The organism is Mesorhizobium sp. M0088 (assembly GCF_040322895.1).
Lineage (GTDB): Bacteria > Pseudomonadota > Alphaproteobacteria > Rhizobiales > Rhizobiaceae > Mesorhizobium.
The window spans coordinates 74,425-96,601 of record NZ_JAMYUI010000032.1; the positions used below are offsets into that span (position 1 = coordinate 74,425).

Annotated in this window: 21 protein-coding genes; 7 read left to right on the forward strand and 14 right to left on the reverse strand. The window is 63.6% G+C overall.

Annotation, left to right across the window (positions count from 1 at the left end; all coding sequences use genetic code 11):
* Positions 1-71: 71 nt before the first annotated feature.
* The 9 genes from NKJ67_RS30580 to NKJ67_RS30620 all read right to left on the reverse strand — a co-directional run bounded on the left by NKJ67_RS30580 (position 72) and on the right by NKJ67_RS30620 (position 7,965).
* The gene (locus tag NKJ67_RS30580; RefSeq protein ID WP_352584997.1) at positions 72-536 is read right to left on the reverse strand and encodes a cytochrome c-type biogenesis protein; all 465 of its coding nucleotides are present in this window, start codon (positions 534-536) and stop codon (positions 72-74) included.
* The gene (locus NKJ67_RS30585) at positions 533-2,524 is read right to left on the reverse strand and encodes a heme lyase CcmF/NrfE family subunit (RefSeq protein ID WP_352584999.1); all 1,992 of its coding nucleotides are present in this window, start codon (positions 2,522-2,524) and stop codon (positions 533-535) included. Before NKJ67_RS30585 ends, NKJ67_RS30580 begins: the two co-directional genes overlap by 4 nt.
* Positions 2,525-2,556: 32 nt before the next feature.
* A complete protein-coding gene (ccmE, locus tag NKJ67_RS30590; protein ID WP_127321624.1) occupies positions 2,557-3,000 on the reverse strand; it encodes a cytochrome c maturation protein CcmE in 444 nt (147 codons plus the stop codon).
* Positions 3,001-3,008: 8 nt separating this feature from the next.
* Positions 3,009-4,145: a c-type cytochrome biogenesis protein CcmI gene (gene ccmI / locus NKJ67_RS30595; RefSeq protein ID WP_352585002.1), complete on the reverse strand. Its 1,137-nt coding sequence runs from the start codon at positions 4,143-4,145 to the stop codon at positions 3,009-3,011.
* A gap of 93 nt (positions 4,146-4,238) precedes the next feature.
* Complete coding sequence (locus tag NKJ67_RS30600) at positions 4,239-4,676, reverse strand: RT0821/Lpp0805 family surface protein (RefSeq protein WP_127269161.1); 438 nt, start codon at positions 4,674-4,676, stop codon at positions 4,239-4,241.
* 185 nt (positions 4,677-4,861) lie between these two features.
* Complete coding sequence (locus tag NKJ67_RS30605) at positions 4,862-6,295, reverse strand: ATP-binding protein (RefSeq protein ID WP_292634222.1); 1,434 nt, start codon at positions 6,293-6,295, stop codon at positions 4,862-4,864.
* Complete coding sequence (locus NKJ67_RS30610) at positions 6,279-6,944, reverse strand: response regulator transcription factor (protein WP_023812809.1); 666 nt, start codon at positions 6,942-6,944, stop codon at positions 6,279-6,281. The genes NKJ67_RS30605 and NKJ67_RS30610 overlap by 17 nt, the downstream gene beginning before the upstream one ends.
* Positions 6,945-7,079: 135 nt before the next feature.
* The gene (locus NKJ67_RS30615; RefSeq protein WP_127380058.1) at positions 7,080-7,382 is read right to left on the reverse strand and encodes a hypothetical protein; all 303 of its coding nucleotides are present in this window, start codon (positions 7,380-7,382) and stop codon (positions 7,080-7,082) included.
* Positions 7,383-7,557: 175 nt separating this feature from the next.
* Entirely contained in the window at positions 7,558-7,965 is a 408-nt protein-coding gene (locus NKJ67_RS30620; RefSeq protein ID WP_256745700.1) for a DUF3168 domain-containing protein, read from the reverse strand.
* Between the two features lie 268 nt (positions 7,966-8,233).
* Here NKJ67_RS30620 and NKJ67_RS30625 point away from each other — a divergent pair, with 268 nt between their 5' ends.
* Positions 8,234-9,022, forward strand: a complete 789-nt coding sequence (locus NKJ67_RS30625) for a 2-keto-4-pentenoate hydratase (RefSeq protein ID WP_292337612.1) — start codon at positions 8,234-8,236, stop codon at positions 9,020-9,022.
* On the opposite strand, the gene NKJ67_RS30630 is transcribed toward NKJ67_RS30625, so the two are convergent.
* The 5 genes from NKJ67_RS30630 to NKJ67_RS30650 form a co-directional block, all read right to left on the reverse strand.
* Positions 9,019-9,822, reverse strand: a complete 804-nt coding sequence (locus NKJ67_RS30630) for an ABC transporter permease (protein WP_127267595.1) — start codon at positions 9,820-9,822, stop codon at positions 9,019-9,021. The genes NKJ67_RS30625 and NKJ67_RS30630 overlap by 4 nt on opposite strands.
* Positions 9,822-10,655, reverse strand: a complete 834-nt coding sequence (locus NKJ67_RS30635; RefSeq protein WP_127267594.1) for an ABC transporter permease — start codon at positions 10,653-10,655, stop codon at positions 9,822-9,824. Before NKJ67_RS30635 ends, NKJ67_RS30630 begins: the two co-directional genes overlap by 1 nt.
* A gap of 25 nt (positions 10,656-10,680) precedes the next feature.
* Complete coding sequence (locus tag NKJ67_RS30640) at positions 10,681-11,796, reverse strand: ABC transporter substrate-binding protein (protein WP_023812803.1); 1,116 nt, start codon at positions 11,794-11,796, stop codon at positions 10,681-10,683.
* A 67-nt stretch (positions 11,797-11,863) separates the two neighbouring features.
* The gene (locus NKJ67_RS30645; RefSeq protein ID WP_352585006.1) at positions 11,864-12,958 is read right to left on the reverse strand and encodes an ABC transporter ATP-binding protein; all 1,095 of its coding nucleotides are present in this window, start codon (positions 12,956-12,958) and stop codon (positions 11,864-11,866) included.
* Positions 12,959-13,077: 119 nt separating this feature from the next.
* The gene (locus tag NKJ67_RS30650) at positions 13,078-13,974 is read right to left on the reverse strand and encodes a LysR substrate-binding domain-containing protein (RefSeq protein ID WP_013532647.1); all 897 of its coding nucleotides are present in this window, start codon (positions 13,972-13,974) and stop codon (positions 13,078-13,080) included.
* Between the two features lie 84 nt (positions 13,975-14,058).
* Here NKJ67_RS30650 and NKJ67_RS30655 point away from each other — a divergent pair, with 84 nt between their 5' ends.
* The 6 genes from NKJ67_RS30655 (at position 14,059) to NKJ67_RS30680 (ending at position 22,018) form a co-directional block, all read left to right on the forward strand.
* Positions 14,059-15,687: a zinc-binding metallopeptidase family protein gene (locus NKJ67_RS30655; protein ID WP_352585008.1), complete on the forward strand. Its 1,629-nt coding sequence runs from the start codon at positions 14,059-14,061 to the stop codon at positions 15,685-15,687.
* Positions 15,674-16,606, forward strand: a complete 933-nt coding sequence (locus NKJ67_RS30660) for a dimethylarginine dimethylaminohydrolase family protein (protein ID WP_027035801.1) — start codon at positions 15,674-15,676, stop codon at positions 16,604-16,606. Before NKJ67_RS30655 ends, NKJ67_RS30660 begins: the two co-directional genes overlap by 14 nt.
* Positions 16,607-16,844: 238 nt before the next feature.
* Positions 16,845-18,284, forward strand: a complete 1,440-nt coding sequence (locus NKJ67_RS30665) for an FAD-binding oxidoreductase (RefSeq protein WP_352585010.1) — start codon at positions 16,845-16,847, stop codon at positions 18,282-18,284.
* Positions 18,285-18,512: 228 nt separating this feature from the next.
* Positions 18,513-20,666: a transglycosylase domain-containing protein gene (locus NKJ67_RS30670; protein ID WP_352585012.1), complete on the forward strand. Its 2,154-nt coding sequence runs from the start codon at positions 18,513-18,515 to the stop codon at positions 20,664-20,666.
* A gap of 205 nt (positions 20,667-20,871) precedes the next feature.
* A complete protein-coding gene (locus NKJ67_RS30675; RefSeq protein WP_127321659.1) occupies positions 20,872-21,456 on the forward strand; it encodes a DUF1214 domain-containing protein in 585 nt (194 codons plus the stop codon).
* Positions 21,449-22,018 (forward strand): DUF1254 domain-containing protein, encoded by a 570-nt coding sequence (locus NKJ67_RS30680; RefSeq protein ID WP_127271883.1) that lies wholly within the window; start codon positions 21,449-21,451, stop codon positions 22,016-22,018. Before NKJ67_RS30675 ends, NKJ67_RS30680 begins: the two co-directional genes overlap by 8 nt.
* The last annotated feature ends 159 nt before the right edge of the window (positions 22,019-22,177 follow it).

A 22,177-nucleotide genomic window follows, 5' to 3' on the forward strand; every position in this document is an offset into this window, starting at 1 on the left:
AGAGCGGCACACATTACAGCGCCATTTCCGACACATGAAACTTTGGTAATGTTTGGGAGTGACGGCGGACGTCAGTCGCGGCGCAATATGGCGTCCAACGATGCCTGTTCTTCGGCGGACAGGGATTTTGTTGCCAGCACGCGGCGCGACCGCGCGGTCAGCACGATGAAAACGCCTCCCACCAGCAACAGCAGGACGGGCGTGCCCCACAGCAACGCATTGCGCAGGTCGAAACGCGGCTTCAGCAGCACGAACTCGCCGTAACGCGACACCACGTAATCCATCACCTGCTGGTCGGTGTCGCCGGCGACGAGGCGCTGGCGCACGAGGACGCGCAGGTCGCGGGCAAGGTCGGCATCGGATTCGTCGATCGACTGGTTCTGGCAGACCATGCATCGCAAGCCTTCCGACAGCGCCCGCGCCCGCGCCTCCAGCGTCGGATCAGGCAGCACTTCGTCAGGCTTCACCGCCAAGGCCGTGCCGGCAAAGAACAGCGCCAGCAGCAGGACGATGGAGATCGAAAGCCGCGCGTTCATGGCAGGGTCGCGGATGGCACCGCGCTCGCCTGCTTGCGCCGCCGCGACGGCGCGCCGACGCGCAGGCGCCGGTCCATCAGTGACATCGCCGCGCCCGCCATCATCATCAGGCCGCCGCCCCAGATCAACGTCACCAGCGGCTTCCACCACAAACGCACGACGACGGAACCGTCATTGCCCTCGTCGCCGAGCGAGATGTAGAGCTGCGAGAAACCAATCGTCCTGATGCCCGATTCCGTCGTCGTCATCTGCCGCACCGGATAAAACCGTTTGGCGGAGCTGATTTCGCCAACAGGGCTGCCGCTGACGCCGATCAGTTCGAAGCGGCCGAGATCCTCGCTGTAATTCGGTCCCTGGGCCGGATAAAGCCCGACGAAACGCAGCGTATGGCCGGACAGTTCGACGGTCTCACCGGCATGCATCGACAGGATCTTCTCGGTGCCGAAGCAAAGTGTGCCGACGATGCCGAGCGTGGTCAGGCCGAGGCCAAGGTGAGCGAAGGCAGTGCCGAAGACCGAGCGCGGCAGGCCGAGCAAGCGCCTGACCATGATCCCGGCGGCGACATTGCCGACCCCCGATTTGACGGCGAGATCGGTGAGCGCGCCAAGGATCAGCCAGACGGCAAGGCCAACGCCCAGGGCTGCGAACACCGAGGCGCCGTCGATGAACAAAGCGGTGACCAGCGTCGCCAGCAGCGCCGCTGCAAAGGCCACCATAAGGCGCTGCGCGACGGCGAAGACATCGCCGCGCTTCCAAGCCAGCAACGGCCCGAACGGAACCACGAGCAGCAACGGTACCATCAGCGGTCCGAAGGTGAGATTGAAGAACGGCGCGCCGACCGAGATCTTGTCGGCTGAAAAGGCTTCGACGGCGAGCGGATAGAGTGTGCCGACGAGGACGGTCGCCGTCGCCGTCGTCAGGAACAGATTGTTGAGGACCAGCGCCCCTTCTCGGGAAATCGGCTGGAACAGGCCGCCGGTCGTCAGCCGGGAAGCGCGCAGCGCAAACAGTGCCAGCGAGCCGCCGATAAACAGCGTCAGTATGCACAGGATAAACACGCCGCGTGTCGGATCGGTGGCAAAGGCGTGCACCGAGGTCAGCACGCCTGAACGCACGAGGAAGGTGCCGAGCAGCGACAGCGAAAAGGTCAGGATGGCGAGCAGCAGCGTCCAGATCTTCAGCGCCGAGCGCTTCTCCATGACGATGGCCGAATGCAGCAGCGCTGTGCCCGCCAGCCACGGCATGAAGGAGGCGTTCTCGACCGGATCCCAGAACCAGAAACCGCCCCAGCCAAGTTCATAGTAGGCCCAGTACGATCCCATGGCGATGCCGCCGGTCAGGAACATCCAGGCGACCAGCGTCCACGGCCGCACCCAGCGCGCCCAGGACGCGTCGATGCGGCCTTCGATGAGAGCGGCGACCGAGAAGGAAAAACAGATCGAGAAGCCGACATAGCCGAGATAGAGGAACGGCGGGTGTATGGCGAGGCCGAGATCCTGCAGGATCGGGTTGAGATCGCGGCCTTCGATCGGCGCCGGATTGAGCCGGATGAAGGGATTGGACGTCACCAGGATGAACAGGAAGAAGGCGGCGCCGATCCCACCTTGCACGGCAAGCACATTGGCGCGCAGCGTCGCCGGCAGGTTGGAGCCGAAAGCGGCGACGAGCGCGCCGAAGAAGGTCAGGATCAACACCCAAAGCAGCATCGAGCCTTCATGATTGCCCCAGGTTCCGGTGATCTTGTAGATCAACGGCTGCAAGGAATGCGAGTTTTCCCACACGCTTGCCACCGAGAAATCGGAGCTTGCATAGGCACTCGCCAACGCTGCGAAGGACAGCGCCGTCAAGGCAAAGCCGGTCACCGCGACCGGACCGCCGACGGCCATCAGGCGCTGGTTGTTCAGGCGCGCGCCAAACAGCGGCACCACCGTCTGCACCAGCGAAAGCGCAAACGCCAGGACGAGGGCGAAATGTCCGGTTTCAACCATGCCCGTGATCCATTGTCGCTCTCCTGCCGGAGCTATTCACTCTTGTTCTCCTGCCAGACGCCCTTGGCCTTGAGGCCGTCCGCAACCTCCTTGGGCATGTAGCGCTCATCATGCTTGGCCAGCACGCTATCGGCAACAAAAACCCCGTCCGGGCCGAAAGTACCCTCGGTGATGACGCCCTGCTCTTCGCGGAAAAGGTCGGGCAGGATGCCGGTGTAGGTGACCTTGACCGATTTGTGAGTGTCGGTCACCGAAAAGCCGACCGTGGCCCCCTGCCCGCGCTGGATCGTGCCTTTTTCGACCAATCCACCCAACCGGATGCGCTGGCCAGGCTGGACACTGGCGGTGGTGAGATCGGCCGGCATGTAGAAAAAGGAGGCCTTCTGGCCAAGCGCGTAAAAAGTCAGCCCGGTCGCGGCACCCAGGAAGACCAGGCCGCCCGCGATCACCGACAGTCGTTTCTGCTTGCGCGTCATGTCTTGTTCTACTCCGTCGCCGTCAGGCCAAGCGAGGCGGCAAAGGCGGTGAATTTCTTCGCCTGGTCACTGTCGGCTCCAAAGACGGCAACGGCGCGACCGAGCGCCTCACGCGCCTGATCGGCCTTGCCGAGCACGACATAGGAACGAACGAGCCGCATCCATCCTTCCGGGTCGCGCGGATTTTGCCGCAGTTTGTCGTCGAGGCCGGCGACCATCGTGTTGATCATGGTCTCCCGATCCTGCGGCGACATCGAGGATGCGGCGTCGAAATCGCCGGCATCGGGACCGTTGGTGGCGCCGGAAGCGACGTCGGAGCTGCCGGATTTGGCGAGCGCCTGCTCGACGGCACCGCGCCATGGCGAGTCCGGCGGCAATCTGCCCAGCATCGCCTGCCATGCCGTGGTCGCTTCCTTGGCGCGCCCCTCCTGCGCCAACGCCATGGCCAGGTAGAAACTCGCCTTCGCATTGGTCGGATCGAGCTTCAGGGCTGCCTCGAAAGCATCCTGGGCATCGGCCGAGACAATGCCGCCTGCCGCGCTGGCGATCGCCTCGCCGAGACCGGCCTGGCGAACGGCGCTGTCGCCATCGAGCCGAATGGCGTTGCGATAGGCTCCCGCCGCGTCGGAAAAGCGCTGCATGCGCAGATAGACCGGTGCGAGCACGTCCCAGCCCCTGCCGTCAGTGGGATTGGCGGCCAGATGGGCTTCGGCCCGCGCCACCAGCTCGTCGACCGAACTGTCGGCGGGATTCTTGGCCAACCGCTCGCTGAGCGGTTGCGACGGCAGGTCAGGAGAGCCAAGCTGGACATAGAGCCCCCAACTGACCAGCGGCACCGCCAGCACGGCTACGGTTGCCACCAGCCTTGCCGTGATCGACGCTCGGCCAGGGTTTGCGCCGCCGGCGGTACCCGCATTGTCAAGGCGAAGGATGCGGCGAGCGATCTCGGCGCGGGCCTCGGCGGCTTCGGCCGGCTGGATCAAGCCACGCGCGGCGTCGCGGTCAAGCTCGGACAATTGGTCCCGATAGACTTCGAGATCATGTTCGCCGCTCGACGACGCGCCCTTGGCGCTGGCGGCCAGCGGCAGCAGCACCGCCAGGCTTGCACCCAGCGTGAGAATGGCGGCTATGACCCAGAACAGCATGGTTCTTCCAATACCGGCAGAGCTCTGCCGTGCCAACAGATGCATGCTGCGACGCTTTGACGACGCCAGCCGACAATCGTCGGCAGACGGTCGTCAGGTCAGCGGCGTCCAGCTGCCATCGGCGTTGCGGCAAGCGGTTCCACGCGCCGTGACCCCGGCGCCGGCGGAAAACACCGTCTGCGTGTACTGGCGGCAGTCCTGCGAACCGACGCGGTACGGCTGGGCCGGAACCACCTCGCCGTAGCGCGAAGCCTGAGCGCCTTTCCACGTCACCTTCTGGCCGCTGGTCGTATATTCCAGCGCCTTGTATTCAGCCTCGAGCGCGCTGCGCTTCTCGGTCTCGCTGAGGCCGTTGCCGATCGTCCCGCTGATGAGGCCGCCGCCCATCGCCGAAATGATCGTCGTGGTCACCTTGCCGCTGGAAGGAGGTGTCGAGGCCGGTGTCACTGCTATGGCTGGACCCTTGCCGCTCAAGGTGGTGCAGCCGGAAACGGCCAGCAATGCGGAAACGAGAGCGACGCGAATCTTCATGCCAACAACCGATTTTCTTGAGTGGGAGCCTGCCATGGATGCGCCGGGGGCCGCGTCATCGGAGAAGTTGGCGTGGCCATAGTATTGATATTTGTCGGAAATTTGGCCGTTGGCAGCTGCGAGACCAATCGACATGCCGCCAATAACATCTCCCGTCCCTCTATGTCGATTGGCCCTGGTGAACATCACTGAAGGCTCCGCAATCGCACCACCGCCTTCAATCCGCCCATACCGGACCGTTCGAGCGCCAGAACGCCTCCATACTCGTTGACAAGGTCTGCGACAATGGCCAGCCCCAGACCTGTTCCGGGCTTTGTCTCGTCCAGACGCCGTCCTCGCTTCAGCGCCTCGCGCGCCTTGTCCTCGGGAATGCCCGGACCGTCATCCTCTATGCTGATCTCGAACAGGCCGGCCGGGTCGTCCTTGCCGGTCAAGGGCACGACCGAAACCTGCACCGCGCTCTTTGCCCATTTCATCGCGTTTTCAAGGAGATTGCCCAGCAATTCCTCAAGATCCTCGCGCTCGCCGGCGAAGACGATTTCGGCCGCCGGCAGCGACAGCGACAGATTTGTCTGCGGATTGAGCTTCTGCAGAACCCGCACCATGCGCTGCACCAGCGGCGTCACCGGCGTGCGATAGACGACGCTGTCGCGCTGTGCCGCGACGCGGGCGCGCTGGAGATAGTGTTCGACCTGCTTCTGCATGGAAGCGGCCTGTTCGGCGATCAGCTGCCCTTTGGCGCCGCCGAGCGCGCGGCCCTCGTTGAGCAGTACCGCCAGCGGCGTCTTCAGCGAATGGGCGAGATTGCCGACCTGTGTTCGCGACCGCTCGACGATGCGCCTGTTGTTTTCGATCAAGGCATTGGTTTCGTTGGCAAGCGGTTCGATCTCGGCGGGGAAGCGGCCGTCGAGCCTCTGGGCGGTGCCTTCGCGCACCATAGCGAGCGCGTTCCTGACCCGGCGCAGCGGCTGCAGGCCGAGCAGGATGGCGATCGCGTTGATGGCGATCATGCCGACGCCGAACAGGCTGAGATAGGTCAGCAGGCGGCGCTGGAAGGTAGCGATTTCCTGTTCGAGTTCGCTCTGGTTGCCCATGACGCGGAAACGCGCGGCCCGGTTCTTGGCGTCGAGAACGAATTCGCTCTCGAAAACTTCGAGTTGCTCGCCGTCGATGCCTTCAGCTGCGTAGCTGCGCTGAAAGCTGGCATTGAACGGCACGTCGGCAACGCTCGGTGATGGGATCGTCGTGGTCATCGACGACGAGTGGAGATCGCCATGCACGCCCTCCGAAGCGGGCTCGACCGACCAGTACCAGCCCGAATTCGGCTCCGAGAACCGAAGGTCGCCGAGGTCTGGCGCGCCGGTCAGCGCACCGCTGTCGGAGATGCCGATCGAACCGATCAGGTTGAACAGATGCGCCGAAAGCAGGCTGTCGAAGCCGCGCTCGCTGGCCTGGCGGTATAGGGTGGTGATCAAGGTGAAGATGACAACGAGCGTCACGATCGCCCAGACCGTGGAAAAGGCGATAACGCGGAACGTCAGCGAACGCGGCCACAAACGCAGCGAAAGCGGCGTCCTTGCGGTTGGTTTGAGCGGTTCCGAGTTACGCCTCCGGCTCACGCATGCGGTAGCCCATGCCGCGCACGGTTTCGATCATGTCGATGCCCATCTTCTTGCGCAGCCGCCCGACAAACACCTCGATGGTGTTGGAATCGCGGTCGAAATCCTGATCGTAGAGATGCTCGACCAGTTCGGTCCGCGAGACGACTTCGCCCATATGGTGCATCAGATAGGCGAGCAGGCGGAATTCGTGCGACGTCAGTTTCAGCGGCACGCCGTCGACATCGGCCTTGGAGGCCTTGGTGTCGAGGCGCAGCGGCCCGCAGGTCAGTTCGGACGAGGCATGGCCGGCAGCGCGCCGGATCAGGGCTCGCAGCCTCGCCAGCACCTCCTCGATGTGGAACGGCTTGGTGACGTAGTCATCGGCGCCGGCATCGATGCCGGAGACCTTGTCGCTCCAGCGGTCGCGCGCCGTCAGGATCAGCACCGGCATCTTGCGGCCGCCGCGCCGCCAGCGCTCGACCACACTTATGCCGTCCATCTGCGGCAGGCCGATATCGAGCACGACCGCGTCATAGGGCTCTGTGTCGCCAAGGAAATGGCCTTCCTCGCCGTCGAAGGCGCGGTCGACGACATAGCCGGCATCGACCAGCGCATCCGATATCTGCCGATTGAGATCCTTGTCATCTTCGACGACGAGTACACGCATGCGGAGTTCGATACCTGTTGAAGAGCTTTGTCAGATTGAAGGGCTTGGTCAGATGAAGAGCTTGTCAGATTGAAGACTGGGGCAGATATAGGCCGATTCCGGCGGCCTGGGAAACGTAGCCTAAGGTTGATTGGGTCAGTTCAGCGGAACGACGATCTCGGAACGGCGCGGACGTTGTCCGTCCTTGCCTGGAACGAGCACCACGATGACACAGACAGGCTGACCGCCGCGCGTCGATTGCGAGGCCTTGGCCAGCGTTCCGCCATTCTGCTCGGCCACCTGCTGGCCGATGGCGTAGCAATCGGACGCAGCCAGTACGATCGGGCTGGCCAGGTCGGGCGGCGCGATGACCGGTATCGCCATCGCCTGCGACGCGAACAGTCCGGCAGCACAAAGCGCCAGTGTCGCGGTTCGGAGGGGGGAGCGAAGCGTTTTCATGACCGGCGTTGTAACGCATCGGTGCTGAACGTGAAATGAACGGTGAACGCCGCTGAAAACATCCTCGCCACACCCCTGCAACGCGAGACAATCAACCTGGAATTTCACCGCCTCGAACAGGTGAAATCCCGCGAAAGTCCAGTCTAGACTCGGTTTTGACCATATTGAAAGCGCATCAGGCATTTTCCTGCGTTATCGCGCGAAAACGCAGCAGCCCGTGATGCACGAGCAGATCCTCGTCATGGCGGGCTTCGGCAAATTCCAGCGACAGTCGTGTCTGGCCGCGAGGGCCAATCACCAATGCTGCGTCGGCAAGGCGCGCCTGGATGGCGGCCATGATGGCTAGCGTTTCGGCGTCGCCATGGGCTTTCGACCAGACATGCAGCGTAATCAACTGATCATCGGTGTTCTCGGTGCTCGTATCCCAGTCGAAAGCAGAGGTCTGGCCGCAGGTCACGTACGGAAAAGCGGCATTGTCGGTTGGCCGTTCGAGCAGTCCGGCGCCGCCCAGCAAGGCCGATAGCGATGCATCGCTTTTCAGCCTGAGAAACAGTGCCTGCTGTAAATCGCCTGGCGCGGTCATCGTCTTTTCCTCCAGTTCTTGCGCTGCCGATTATTGCTTTTCGGAAGCTGTCCGCGTTCTGCGTGTTCTGACAGATATAGCCATTCGACGCGCGGAGGCGATGGCGATTCGTCATCGGAATGATGGATGCCGATGATCTCGAAAGGGCGACTTTGCCAACACCATCGTCCGCGGGCACCGCGCCGTGAACATGGACTCTCGATTCCTGGTTACATATTCTCGCTACAGGGTCGCATGACGATCCACGAAGCAATTTCGGAAGCTGACGATGCTCGATGCAGAAAAGACCAGGGCTGCCTCGCGGTTGTTGGTAGGCCACTGGGACCAGGGCACCCGTCTCGGCGCCATACCTGAGGCGTTGCGCCCACAAACACGGCTCGAAGGTTACGCCATCCAGTCGCATGTCCTGGATCGCTCGGCGGCCTCGCTTTTCGGCTGGAAGATTGCCGCGACCAGTCTGGCCGGACAAAGGCACATCAATGTCGACGGCCCGATGGCCGGACGTCTCCTGGCCGAAAAAGCGGTGGAGGTCGGCGGGACCGTTTCCCTGGCGACGAGCAAGATGCGCGTGGCCGAGATCGAGTTCGCTTTCCGATTCGGACGCGAACTGCCGCCTCGTCCGGCACCCTATGAAATCGCTGAAGTGATGAAAGCCGTGGCGACCTTGCACCCGGCGATCGAAATTCCGGACTCACGCTATGACGATTTCTGCGCCGTCGGGGCGCCGCAGCTCATTGCGGACAATGCCTGCGCCAATCTGTTTGTCATCGGCGAGGCGGCGGAAGACGACTGGCGCGGCGTGGACCTTGCAAAGCACCCCGTGGTCGCTTTCGTTTCCGGAAAGTCGCAGCACAACGGATCGGGAGCGGCCGTGTTGGGCGATCCTCGCATCGCGCTCACCTGGCTCGTCAACGAGCTGTCGGGCCTGGGCATAGCGCTCCAACCGGGACAGGTGGTGATTACAGGCACCTGCGTGACGCCGATAAGCGTCGAGGCAGGCGACGAAGTCACCGGCGATCTCGGCCGGTTTGGCCGCGTCTCGGTGCGGTTTGTCTAGGCTCCGCGCTGCCTGGCCACGAAACTGCGCACCGCCAGCACCAGCACGGTGATGATGATCAGGATCACCGAGAGCGCGGCGATCGCCGGGTCGATGTTGTCGCGCAGGCCCATCCACATCAGCCTCGGCAGGGTGATGGCGTTGACCGAGGTGATGAACAGGGTGACGCCGATTTCTTCCCAGGACAGCACGAAGGAGAGCAGTGCCGCTGTGATGATGCCGAACTTGATGTTGGGCATGATGATGCGGGTGGCGCGCTCCCACACAGTGGCCCCTAAGCCCCGCGCGGCAAGGTCGATGCGCCGGTCGAGCTGGCTGAGCGAGACCAGCATCAGCACGGTGGCGAAGGGCACCGTCATCACCGAATGCGCCATGGCGACGCCGAGCCATGTGTCATAGCCGAAGAACGTGCTGAAGCCCGAGATCGAGGTCAGCAGGAAGTAGAGCGTGATCGCCGAGACCACCGGCGGCACCACCATCGGCAGTAGCACGAAGCCGACCAGGGCCGCGGTGAAGCGGGGCTGGAACATCCAGACGCCGAGGCTGAAGCACAGCGCGAGCACGGTTGAAAAGGCGCTGCTGACGACACCGATGCGGATCGAGAGCAGGATCGATTGGAGCCAGCGCGGGTCCTCGACCAGCGCCCGGTAGTGGCGCAGCGACAGTTCGCCCGACGGCATCGCCAGCATGCGGCTCGGCGTCAGCGACACCGGGATGACGGCGAGCAGCGGCATCAGCAGGAACAGCGCCACGAGGGCGGCGATGATCAGCGAGACGGGACCGGGGCGGTAGGTCGGCATCAGATCAACTGCTTCGGTCTGACGTATCGGAACAAAAGCGCCATCAGCGCGCCGACGAACAGCACCAACACGACGCTGATCGCCGCCCCCAGGCCCCAGTCCGGGCTCTGGAAGATCCTGAGATAGATCAGCTCGGCGATCATGACGCTGCGGCCGCCACCGAGGATCGCCGGCGTGACGAAGAAGCCGAGCGAGAAGACGAACACGATCATCGCCGCGCCGATGATGCCGGAGCGCGTCATCGGCACGAACACTGTCCAGAAGGTGCGCATGCGGCTGGAGCCGAGCCCGCGCGCGGCCAGGAGCACGCGGTCGTCGAGGCTGCGCATAGCCGATGCCAGCGGGAAGACGGCGAAAGGAATGAGGAAATGCGTCATGCCGACGATGACGCCGAATTCGTTGCGCACCAGCGCCAACGGTTCGGAAATGAAGCCGATCGCCTGCAGCCAGCTGTTGATCAGGCCGCGATTGGAGAGCAGCGCCACCCAACCGAAGGCACGGGTCAGCACGGAAATCCAGAAGGGAACGAGAATGCAGAACTCGGCGACCAGGCGCTGTGCCGGGGTTCCACGCACCCAGACGACGGTGATGGCGTAGGCAGCGGCCACCGAAACCACGGTGACGACCGCCGCGATGCGCAGCGTGCGGATGAACACCGACTGCACGAGATCGTCGGTAAGCAGCGCCTCATACTGGCCGAGGCCGGGCGTCGGCAGCGTGAAGCTCCATTTGACGACGCCGAGGAACGGCCAGGCATAGGCCAGGACAAGAAACAGGAGCAGCGGCGCCATCAACAGCGCCGCGCCCATCCTGTCGGAGAGATAGGATCTCATGTCGACCCGATTACCCCTGCCCTGATCAGGCCGAGATGATCTTGGTGTATTCGTCGAGCGCCGGCCCGTAGTTCTTGGCGTACCAGTCCATGTCGAGCGCGATCTGCTTCTTCATGTTCTCGGGATCGACCGGGTTGATGCGCTTCTTGTCGGCCGGGATCAGCGCGTCTGCCGCCGGGTTTGCAGGACCTTGGCCGAGCTTGTCGAACATGACCAGCTGCTTTTCAGGGTCCTGGGCACTGGCGATGAACTTCATCGCAGCGTCCTTGCCGCCGGGATTGCCCTTGAGCACGGCGAGCGCACCGGGCGAGATCAGGCCCTGGTCCCAGATGAACTTGATCTTGCCGCCGCTATCCTGCTCGATCAGTGAAGCGCGGGTCGACCAGACGATTGCCATCGAGGCCTCGCCATTGAGCAGCACGCTCTGACTTTCGGCGCCGCCACCCCAATAGGCAACGACGTTTTCCTTGAAGGCGGCGATCTTGTCATGGGCGCGCTTGAGATCGAGCGGGTAGAGCGACGCAGGCGCGATACCGTCGGCGAGCAGCGCCGCTTCCCAGCTCGACACGCCCCATTTGTAGAGCGAGCGCTTGCCGGGGAATTTCTTCACGTCGAAGAAATCGGCCATGCCGGTCGGCGCGTCCTTGCCGTACTTCTCGGAATCATAGGCGATGACATAGGAGAAGAAATAGGTCGAGGCGGCGTATTCCCAACCAAAGCCGGGCCGCATCTTCTTCTTGTCGACGATGTTGTAATCGATCGGCTCGAGAGCCCCCTGGGCGCCGAGCGTGATGGCCGAGAACGGATCGACATCGACGAGATCCCAGGTCGGCGCGCCGCTCTTGAATTGCGCGGCGATGGCACCTTCGGTCGGACCCGAACCGTCCATCTTGACGGTGATGCCGGTGTCCTTGGTGAAGGCCTGGCCATAGGCGGCATCGTAGGCGGTGATGGCATCGCCACCCCAGTTGACCAGCACCAGCTCCTTGGCCTGCGCAAAGGCACCTGTCGAGCGCAGCAGCATCGGCGTGCCGGCCAGCACGAGTGCCGCCAACTGTGTGAACTGCCGGCGCGAGATTTCACCGCGGCCTGCCCTGGCGGACAGGCTCTCGATGGCTTGTTTCTTGGTATCATGTGTCATGTCAGTTCCCCTTTTTTGTTGTTGATAGTGCCGGAATCGGTGCTGCGATATCTCGCCACACCGTTCGTCATTGCCCTCCATGCGGAAGGAGGAAACCCTTTTCCGCCGGCCAGGTGAGCCAGACGGAGTTGCCCTTGCTCAACGCCGCGGCAGCCACCTCGCTCGGCACCGAGACCGTGACCTTGGCGCCTTGCCGCGTCGTCAGGTCGAGCCGCGTTGCCGCGCCGAGATAGGTGGAGTTGGTGGCGGTAGCGGCGATCCCATTCTCACCATCTGCCGCCTCGCTCGATATCGACATGTATTCGGGCCGGATCGCCAGGATGGCATCGCCGCGCACGAGTTCGGCCTTGCAGCCCATGCTGACCGCGCGGTCCTCGCACAGGCCGGTCGAGCCATTGCCGGCAGGCTTGACCCCCTTCAGCGGCAGCATGTTGATCTCGCCGAGGAACTCGGCGACGAAGCGGTTGTCCGGCCGGTCGTAGACCTCGTCGGGCGCTCCAACCTGCAGCAATTTGCCGTGGTTGAAGATGGCAACGCGTGACGACAGCGCCAGCGCCTCGCTCTGGTCGTGGGTGACGAAGACGAAGGTGGTCCCGGTCTCCTGGTGCAGCCGCTTCATCTCGGCCTGCATCTGGCCGCGCAGGCCCTTGTCGAGCGCGGAAAACGGTTCGTCGAGCAACAGCACGCCCGGTTCGAACACCAGCGCGCGGGCCAGCGCCACGCGCTGCTGCTGGCCGCCCGACAGTTGCGCCGGCAGTTTTTTCTCGTGGCCCTTGAGGCCGACGCGCTCGATCATCTCGCCGACACGGCGCTTGATGTCGGCGGCCGATTTCTTGCGCACCTTGAGTGGGAAGGCGATGTTGGCTTCGACGCTCATATGCGGGAACAGCGCGTAGCCCTGGAAGACCATGCCGGAGGCGCGTTGCTCGGCCGGCCGGTCGGTGATGTCGACGCCGTCGCTAAGCAGCTTGCCCTCGGTCGGCTGCACGAAGCCGGCAAGGATCATCAGGAAGGTGGTCTTGCCCGAACCGGACGGCCCGAGCAGGGTCAGGAACTCGCCACGGCCGATATCGAGCGACAGATTGTCCAGCGCACGGAACGAGCCGAAGCTCTTGCCGATCCCGATTGCCTTGATCTCTGCGGCACGGCCGGGTTGCTGCATACTGCCCTTTCCCTAACGCTTGTCGAAATCGTAGGCAGGGTGCCGGCTCACCGCAACCGAATAGTTTTCGCGTGATCGGCAAATTCCATTCATCTATGGCGAGATGTCGCCACCTGCCCTCAATACGGCAGAATGCGGTTCTCCTGGAGTTTCGACCGCAGCCATCCTGCGAACGCTTCCAGCACCGGATGCGAAGCCTTGGCGTGTTCGGAGACCAGGAAATAGGAACGCGGCGACTTGATCGCTATGTCGAACGGCCTGACCAGCCGGCCCTCGCTCAGCGCCCGCCGGCTGGTCAGTTCGTCGCCCATGGCGATGCCCTGGCCGGCAATCGCCGCCGAAAAGACGAGGTTCATGTCCGAAAAGAAGATGCCGCCCTCAATGTCGGGGTTTTCCACCTTGGACAGCGCCAGCCAGCGCGCCCAATCCTCGGTGTCATCGAGATGCAGCAGGTTGGCGCGCAGCACGTCCGACGGCCGGGAAAAACCACCGACCTTGTTGAGCAGTGTCGGGCTGCAGAGCGGCGTGAACGAGATTTCACAGAGCGGCTCGACCGCCCGGTTCGGCCAATTGCCGACACCAAACGCAATGAAGGCATCGGCATCGGCATTGCTGACATCGTCGAGCCGGCGCGGCGTCAGGATGCGCAGCGCCACGTCAGGATACATCTGCCGGAACTCGCCGATATGGGTGCACAAGAACAGCGAGGCGAAGCCGGGCGTGCAACTGACGGCGAACGAGCCGCCGACTCCGGTGCCGGCATCGCGCGTCACCGCGTCGCCAAGAACGGTGAGCGCCTTGCGCACATCGCTGGCGTAGCGCTGGCCGCGCGGCGTCAGCGCCACGCCCTTGCCGATACGTTCGAGCAGGTCGAAGCCGAGGTCGCGCTCCAGCAGGCGAAGCTGATGGCTAACAGCGCTGCGGGTCAGGTGCAACTCGTCGGCGGCGCGCCAGACGCTGCCGTGCCGGGCGAAGCTGTCGAGCGCACGCAGTGCTTGTGTCGATGGTATACGCAAGGAGCCTCAGGTGAACCGAATTTGCACGAACCGGGAAAACATATCACTTTTTAGCGACCCGCTTCACTGCTTTCTTCTCATGCCATGGAGAAACCGGTGGCCACCTCGGCGCAAGCAACCGCCCTTGCCTGTCTCGACGGCATCCAGCCGTTGTTGTCCGCGTGGACACGCACCATCTTCGATTACGGCGAGACCGCGTGGCGGGAGTATCAATCAGCCGCCTGGTATGTCGAGCGACTGAAACTCGAAGGCTTTTCTGTCGAAGAAGGCTCCGCCGGCATGCCGACCGCCTTCTGCGCGCATTGGACCAGCGGCCCCGGCCCGACCATCGGCATGTACGCCGAATACGACGCGGTGCCGGGCAATTGCCAGGATGCCGCTACGGTCGAGCGTCCGCGCCGGGGACTTGGCAACCAGGCCGGCGGCCACACCGACCCGCATTCCGGCCTCGGGATTTCGAGCCTCGGCGGGCTGCTGGCGACCAAGGCGGCGATGCAGCGCCACGGCATATCAGGCACGCTGCGCTTCACCGGCGAGCCGGCGGAAAAGGTGCGCGGGTCAAAGCCGATCCATGCCGCCAAGGGCTATTATGACGGCCTTGCCGGCATGATCTCCTTTCATCCGTTCTACATGCTGCCGCTCTGCAACACGGCGCGCTGGGACACGCATTGCGGCGCGGCCTACGCGATGATCTATCGCTTCATCTGCGACCAACCGGAGCGCTGGGCGCTGGCTGCGGGTGCTGCACCCATTCCGCAAGCACATTCGGCGGCGCGCGCCCCCGGCGCCAACGACGCATTGATGATGATGTACATGGCCTCCAAGGCTCTGCGCGATTCCATGCTGCCGCACCAGGGCGGCTGGTCGATCAGCGAAGCGATCCTGACGGCGGGGCAAGCAACCGCCGACAATTTGCCGGCGGGGCTGGCCGAGATCCAGTACATGATCCGCGTGCCGACGCTTGCCATGGCCGAGCAGGTCACCACGGTGCTCGACCGCAATGCCGAGGCCGCTGCCGGCATGAGCGGCTGCCGCCATGAGCGGCATTGGGTGTCGAAGTCACGACCGGGACTTGCCAATCATGCCATGGCCGAAATCGCCTATGAAGCGCTGTCGACGGCTGGGCCGCCGCGCTGGGACGAGGACGCCAAGGCAGTTGCCCGCGAAATACAGGTCAATGCCGGGCGCATGGCGAGCGACGAGCCGTTCATCGAAGAACTCGAGCGCTTGATCGAGCCGCAGGCGGCGGAAGCGATCCTGCGCCGCGATCTGGCGCCCTCGCAAGTCAATTCGACCTCCGACGATTACACCGACATGAGCTGGCATACGCCGACAGCGCGGTTCTATGTCGCCCGCCCGGCGCTGCGTTCGGAGACCGGCTACCCCTATCCGGCATGGGTGATGAATGCGCTGGGCGGCATTTCGGCGACGATCGACCCGATGGTCATCTGCGCGTCCAAGACGGTCGCGCTGGCGGCGCTCCGCCTGCTGGAAGACCAGACCGCCCGCGATGCAGCGATGAATGAATTCGTCGCCCGCACCGGCGGCGGAATCGGCGGTTCGAACTGGATCGCGCCGCTTTGCGACTACGACCCGCCGATCGGGTTTCGATGGCCAGAATATGTCACCACCCCGCGTGGACGCGACTGGTGGATACCGAGCAATCAGACACCCCAAACCACCTCACGAGGAGCATCCCATGACCGTTCATGACCGCATTGTCGCCGAGCCGTTTTCGCTGCAGCGCCGCAACCCCGCCGGCGGCACCAAGCCGCTGACCGCCTGGGGTTTTGCCAACGAGACCGACGTGCTGACCGACGTCCTGCTTGGCTCACCCAATTTCCTGCGCCATCTGTCGACCAGCTCGCTGTCGCGAAAGCATCTGCGCGAGGCACCCTGCAACGTCCAGATCGCCCAGGCCCAGCACAAGGACCTGGTCGCCGCCTACGAGCATTTCGGCGTCAACATCCACTGGCACGAGCCGACGCCTGAGCTGCCGATGCAGGTCTATTCCCGCGATTCCAGCGTCATGACGCCTTACGGCGCCTTCATTACCGCCATGGCCAACTGGTGGCGGCGCGGCGAGAACTATGCCGCGATCCGCACCTACGAAAAGCTCGGCATCCCGATCTACGACATGGTCACCGCAGGCACGTTCGAGGGCGGTGACTTCAACGTCATCGAGGACGGCGTCGTGCTGATCGGCTGCGGCGGCGCGCGTACGCAGGAAGAAGGCGCCCGCCAGGTGCAGGCATGGTTCGACAAGGAGGGTTGGGAAACCCGCATCGCCTTCATCGACGAGTATTATGTTCATATCGACCTGATGGTGGTGCCGATCGCTGAGAAACTGACCGCTGTCTGCCTCGCCTGCACCGAACCCGGCATTGTCGACTGGTTGAAGGGCAAGGGCCACGAGATCATCGACGTGCCGTTCCAGGATACGATGGCGCTGGGCTGCAACTTCATGTCGCTGGGCAAGGACCGGGTGATCGCGCCGACCTCCAGCCAGGCGCTGATCGGCCAGCTCAAGGCGCGCGGCTTCGAGGTCGCGGCCGTCGACATGAGCGAGATCTCGAAGACCGGCGGCGGCATCCACTGCATGGCGCAGGCGCTGAAGCGCGAACCGGCCTGAGGGGTGGGATAGCGCTACGCTGCTTCGCTCACATTCGCATCAGCATGATCGGCATCCTGGCGGCCGAGGGTGCAAGGTCGCGCGCGCAAAACGGCTGAGATCGCCGGCTGGCGGCACCATGTGCCCGCTGGCGAGTCGCAACGCTGGCCGACGCGAAACTTGCGCGATAGCTAATATAAGCGCACAGTAAAAACGTCTTTTGGGAGAGGACAGCTCATCTGCAAATCGGGAGGAAAGCATGAACACCATGAGCCTCACCACGCTTGAACGCGGCAAAACGACAGTCGACGCCGCAGCCCTGGAAGCGTTTTCGGCACAATTGCGCGGCAAAATGCTGAGCGAAGGCGATGGCGCGTACGACGAAGCACGGACCGTCTGGAATGCCACGGTCGACCGGCTGCCCGGGCTGATCGTGTGCTGCGTCGGAGCTTCCGATGTCATCAGTGCCGTGAATTTCGCCAGGGAGAACAGGCTTCTCGTCTCGGTGCGCGGCGGCGGCCACAACATTGCCGGAAGTGCGGTCTGCGATGGTGGCCTGATGATTGATCTGTCATTGATGAAATCGGTGCGGGTCGATGTCGCTGCGCGGCGGGCATGGGTCGGGCCTGGCGCGACGCTTGCCGATGTCGACAAGGAAACGCAGGCCTTCGGGCTGGTGGTACCGACCGGCATCAACTCGACCACCGGCATATCCGGCCTGACGCTGGGTGGCGGCTTCGGCTGGATCACCCGCAAATTCGGCCTGACCATCGACAATCTTGCCTCCGCCGATGTGGTCACCGCCGATGGCAAACTGCTCCGGGCCAGCCAGACTGAAAATCCCGATTTGTTCTGGGCGCTGCGCGGCGGCGGCGGCAATTTCGGCGTCGTCACCGCATTCGAGTTCCATCTCCATGAGTTTGGACCGCAAGTGCTGGCAGGGCTTGTCGTCCATCCCTTCGCCGATGCCGAAAAGGTGCTGCGGGAGTATCGCAAGGCGCTCGAAGCCGCTCCTGACGAGTTGACCTGCTGGGTAGTCATGCGGCAGGCGCCGCCGCTGCCCTTCCTGCCCGCGGAATGGCATGGCAAGGAGGTTCTGGTTCTGGCCATGTGCTATTGCGGCGATATCGAGGCAGGTGAAAAGGCGACGCAGAAACTTCGAGCCATCGGCACGCCGATTGCCGATGTCGTGGGCCCCAGCCCGTTCACCGGCTGGCAGCAGGCATTCGACCCACTGCTCACGCCCGGCGCCCGCAACTACTGGAAGAGCCATGACTTCACCGAGTTTTCCGAGGAGGCGGCTGCGGTCGTCAGGGGGGCAATAGCCAAGCTGCCGGGACCCGAATGCGAGATATTTATCGGCCATGTCGGCGGCGCGGCAGGTCGCGTCAAGGCGGACGCAACGGCGTTCCCACAGCGCAGTTCGCATTTCGTCATGAACGTTCACGCCCGCTGGCGCGAACCCACGATGGACAAGGCTTGCACCGACTGGGCTCGTTCAATCTACGAGGCGGCCAAACCTTATGCCGCCGGCACCGCCTACGTGAACTTCATGCCGGAGGACGAGGTCGACCGGGTCGAAGCGGCCTATGGTGGCAACCATCGACGGCTTCTGGAAATCAAGCAGCGCTACGACCCGCTGAACCTGTTCCGCATGAACCAGAATTTGCGTCCGAAAGAAAGCTTGCGAGCCGCATGAGGCGCGCCGTGCTGCAGTGAAAAAGCTCACGCCTCCGCTGGAGGCGCGGGCACATGCTGTTGGCGCCGGGCTGTATTCTTGGGCCGGCCCATCAGCAACAAACCCAATACTGTGTCTTCGCCGCCCTTGTGAGTGCTGGAAAAATGGAGGAATAGTCTCCCGGAATGCATCGCCCTGAAATTGCCGGTTTGCGGTTCTCAGGTCGTGCAATTGCTAGCCGGATTCCGAATGGCCAGTCCCGAACCGCGCAAGAGAAGAGGTCCGATCGCCGCCCGGCTGCTGGCGCTCGATGCGTGGATCGATTCCTCGCTCTATGAGATCGGCTTCAAGGCGCGCCAGTTCTGGGAATCGGCGACGATCTTCTCGCGGCGCTTCCGCGTCAACGGCTGGCGCCGTGGCATCATCGAACTGTTGAGCGAAGGTTTCACGCTCGGCGCCGTCGGCATCGTGGTGATGCTGGCGCTGGCCATTCCGGCTTTCCAGGACACGGCCGGCGACTGGCGCGCCCAGGGCGACTTCGCCGTCACCTTCCTCGACCGCTATGGCAACGAGATCGGCCAGCGCGGCATCATCCAGCGCGATTCCGTGCCGGTCGACGAGATGCCCGATCACGTCATCAAGGCGGTGCTTGCTACCGAGGACCGTCGCTTCTTCGACCACTACGGCATCGATGTGCTCGGCCTTTCGCGCGCGATCTTCGAGAATGTGCGGGCGAACTCCGTCGTCCAGGGCGGCTCGAGCATCACCCAGCAGTTGGCCAAGAACCTGTTCCTCACCAACGAGCGCACGCTGGAGCGCAAGATCAAGGAAGCCTTCCTGTCGCTGTGGCTCGAGGCCAATCTGTCGAAGAAGGAGATCCTGCAGCTCTATCTCGACCGCGCCTATATGGGCGGCGGCACGTTCGGCATCGAGGCTGCCGCCGACTTCTATTTCGGCAAGAGCGTCAAGGACCTGAACCTGGCCGAGGCGGCGATGCTGGCCGGCCTGTTCAAGGCGCCGACCAAATATGCGCCGCACATCAACCTGCCGGCGGCGCGCGCGCGCGCCAATGTGGTGCTGTCCAACCTTGTCGATGCCGGCTTCATGACCGAAGGCCAGGTCCTGCAGGCCAGGCTGCATCCGGCCGATGTCGTCGACCGCGGCGAACAGAAAAGCCCTGACTATTACCTCGACTGGGCATTCGACGAGGTCAAGAAGATCGCCAAACCTGGCCAGCACTCGCTTCTCGCCCACACCACCTTCGACGTCAACATCCAGAAGGCGGCGGAAGAATCGGTGGAGTTCCACCTGCGCCAGTTCGGCAAGGAGTACAACGTCAGCGAAGGTGCCGTCGTCGTCATCGAGACCAACGGCGCCGTGCGCGCCATCGTCGGCGGCCGCGACTATGGCGCCAGCCAGTTCAACCGCGCCACCAAGGCGCTGCGCCAGACCGGCTCGTCATTCAAGCCCTATGTCTACGCAACCGCGATGGAACACGGCTTCACCCCCAACTCCATCATTTCCGGCGGCCCGATCAGCTGGGGCAGCTGGTCGCCGCACAATTACAACGGCGGATCGGCCGGCAACGTCACGTTGATCATGGCAATGGCCAAGTCGATCAACACCGTGCCGGTGCGGCTGGCCAAGGATCATCTCGGCATCGGCCCGATCAAGGCCATGGCCGAGGCGATGGGCGTGGAATCGCCGATCGAAGCACATAAGACGATGGTGCTCGGCACCTCGAGCATGACGGTGATGGACCAGGCGACGGGCTACAGCGTGTTCGCCGACAACGGCTTCGTCGGATCCCGGCACGGCATCAGCCAACTCGTCACCCGCACCGGCGAGGTGGTCTATGATTTCGCCAAGGACGCGCCGCCGCCACACCGGGTGCTGTCCGAGCAGGCGCTCAAATCGATGAACACCATGCTGGCGGCAGTGCCGGTGATGGGTACGGCGCGGCGAGCCCAACTTCCCAACATCGTCGTCGCCGGCAAGACAGGCACCACGCAGTCCTACCGCGACGCCTGGTTTGTCGGCTTCACCGGCAACTACACGGCGGCGGTATGGATGGGCAATGACGACTTCACGCCGACCAAGAACATGACCGGTGGCTCACTGCCGGCGATGGTGTGGCAGCGACTGATGGTCTACGCGCACCAGAACATCGACCTCAAGCCGATCCCTGGCATCGACAAGCCCTTCGTCGATGAGGAGATCGCTGCCAAGGCCGAGGAAGCACAGAAGAAGAGCGACGATCAGGCGGCGGCCGATGCAGCCGCCGAACGGCCGCCGGTGCTGTCCAGCCGCACGACCCAGACGCTGCGGGACATGACCACGCTGTTCCAGTCGGCGCCCGTCCTCAGTACGCCGCAACTGCCGGAGACGCTGTCGGCGCTGTGATTGGCGCCGAGACAGTTGAGGGGTGATGGCCGGATCACCGCCATTGCCAAGCTGGAACACCCCTCATCCGACCGAGCTTCGCTCGGCCACCTTCTCCCGCAAGGGGAGAAGGGAGAGCCGTCTGCAATTCTACGTCGGCCCGCTTGCCACAAGGCCCCACGCCGCGATATCCCCGAGCGGCAACTCTTCGTGTTCCCGGCCCCTCATGCTCAAAACTGCCTTCCTGACGCTGCTTTCGCTTGCCATAGCCATCGTCGGCGGTGGCGGCAGCGTCTGGTATGCGCTGAAAATCCAGGATGGGGTCGGCGCCATCAGGATCGGCCAATGGACGGCCTTTCCCGATATCGGCACACCGGCCGCCGATCCCTATTCCAAGGCCCGCGTGGCGCGCGAGGGTGTGCTTGCGCTCGGCCGCGCCGAGGGGCTGTCCTTCGTCGCCGAGCGAGACGCGGCCGGCGCCGAGCTCAAGCGCGAATGCACCTACACAATCGAGGGTGATTTTCCGACGGCACGGTTCTGGACGCTTTATGCCGCCGACCAGTCGCTCGGCGTGGTCGAAACCGGCAAACCCCGGCTGGCGGCGCTGCAATCCTACGGGGTGGTGCGCCAGCCCGACAATTCGGTGATCATTTCAGCCGGCCATCACCCGATGCCGGGCAATTGGCTGCTGACAGACGGCTTCGGCAGGATGTATTTCGTGCTGACCTTCTACGACACGCCAATCGCCAGCAGCACCGGCCTGTCGGACGTCTCGCTGCCGCATATCGTCAAGGTCGGCTGCAATGCGTAGTTTTTACGCTGCGATGCGCGGACTTCTGCATGCCGTCCTGCTCGGTCTGCTCGGCGCCGGCATCGTGCACATCGCCGTGCTGCTGCTGGTGCCCGAGTTTTCCGAACGCGATGCCTGGTCGCGGCTGTCCATGGCGTCGGATCTCTACAAGATGACGCGGCTCGATGCCGAGGCCGGTGGCGCGCCCGTGGTGAAATCCGTCGACCCGCTGTTTTACGCGACGGCCTGCCGGTTCGATCTGGGCGAAGGCATGGTCCGCGTCAAGGCACCTGGGCATGTCCCGTTCTGGTCGGTGTCGGTCTATGACCGCAGCGGCCACAACATCTATTCCTTCAACGACCACACAGCGACCGGCGGCGTTCTGGATGCCGTCGTGCTGACGCCGGCGCAGATGATCGACGTGCGCAAGGATCTTCCCGAGGATCTTCAAGGAGCGATCTTCGTCGAAGCGCCGATCGAGGAAGGCATCTTCGTCATCCGCGCCTTCGTGCCCGACAGCAGCTGGAAGCCGATCGTGTCGCGCTTCTTCGAACAGAGTTCCTGCGAGTTGCAGGACTTCTAAAGCGTGTCGCGTCTGAACGGATTCAGACGACCCGCTTTGGATCTTTGTTTTTATGCATGTCGTTCTCCCAAAACTGGAGTGCGCCCCTGGGGGTGGACACTGATCAGGCTGCGGTTTTGCCCGTCTGCCGGATATGTTGATCCTCGAACTGTTGCGGGC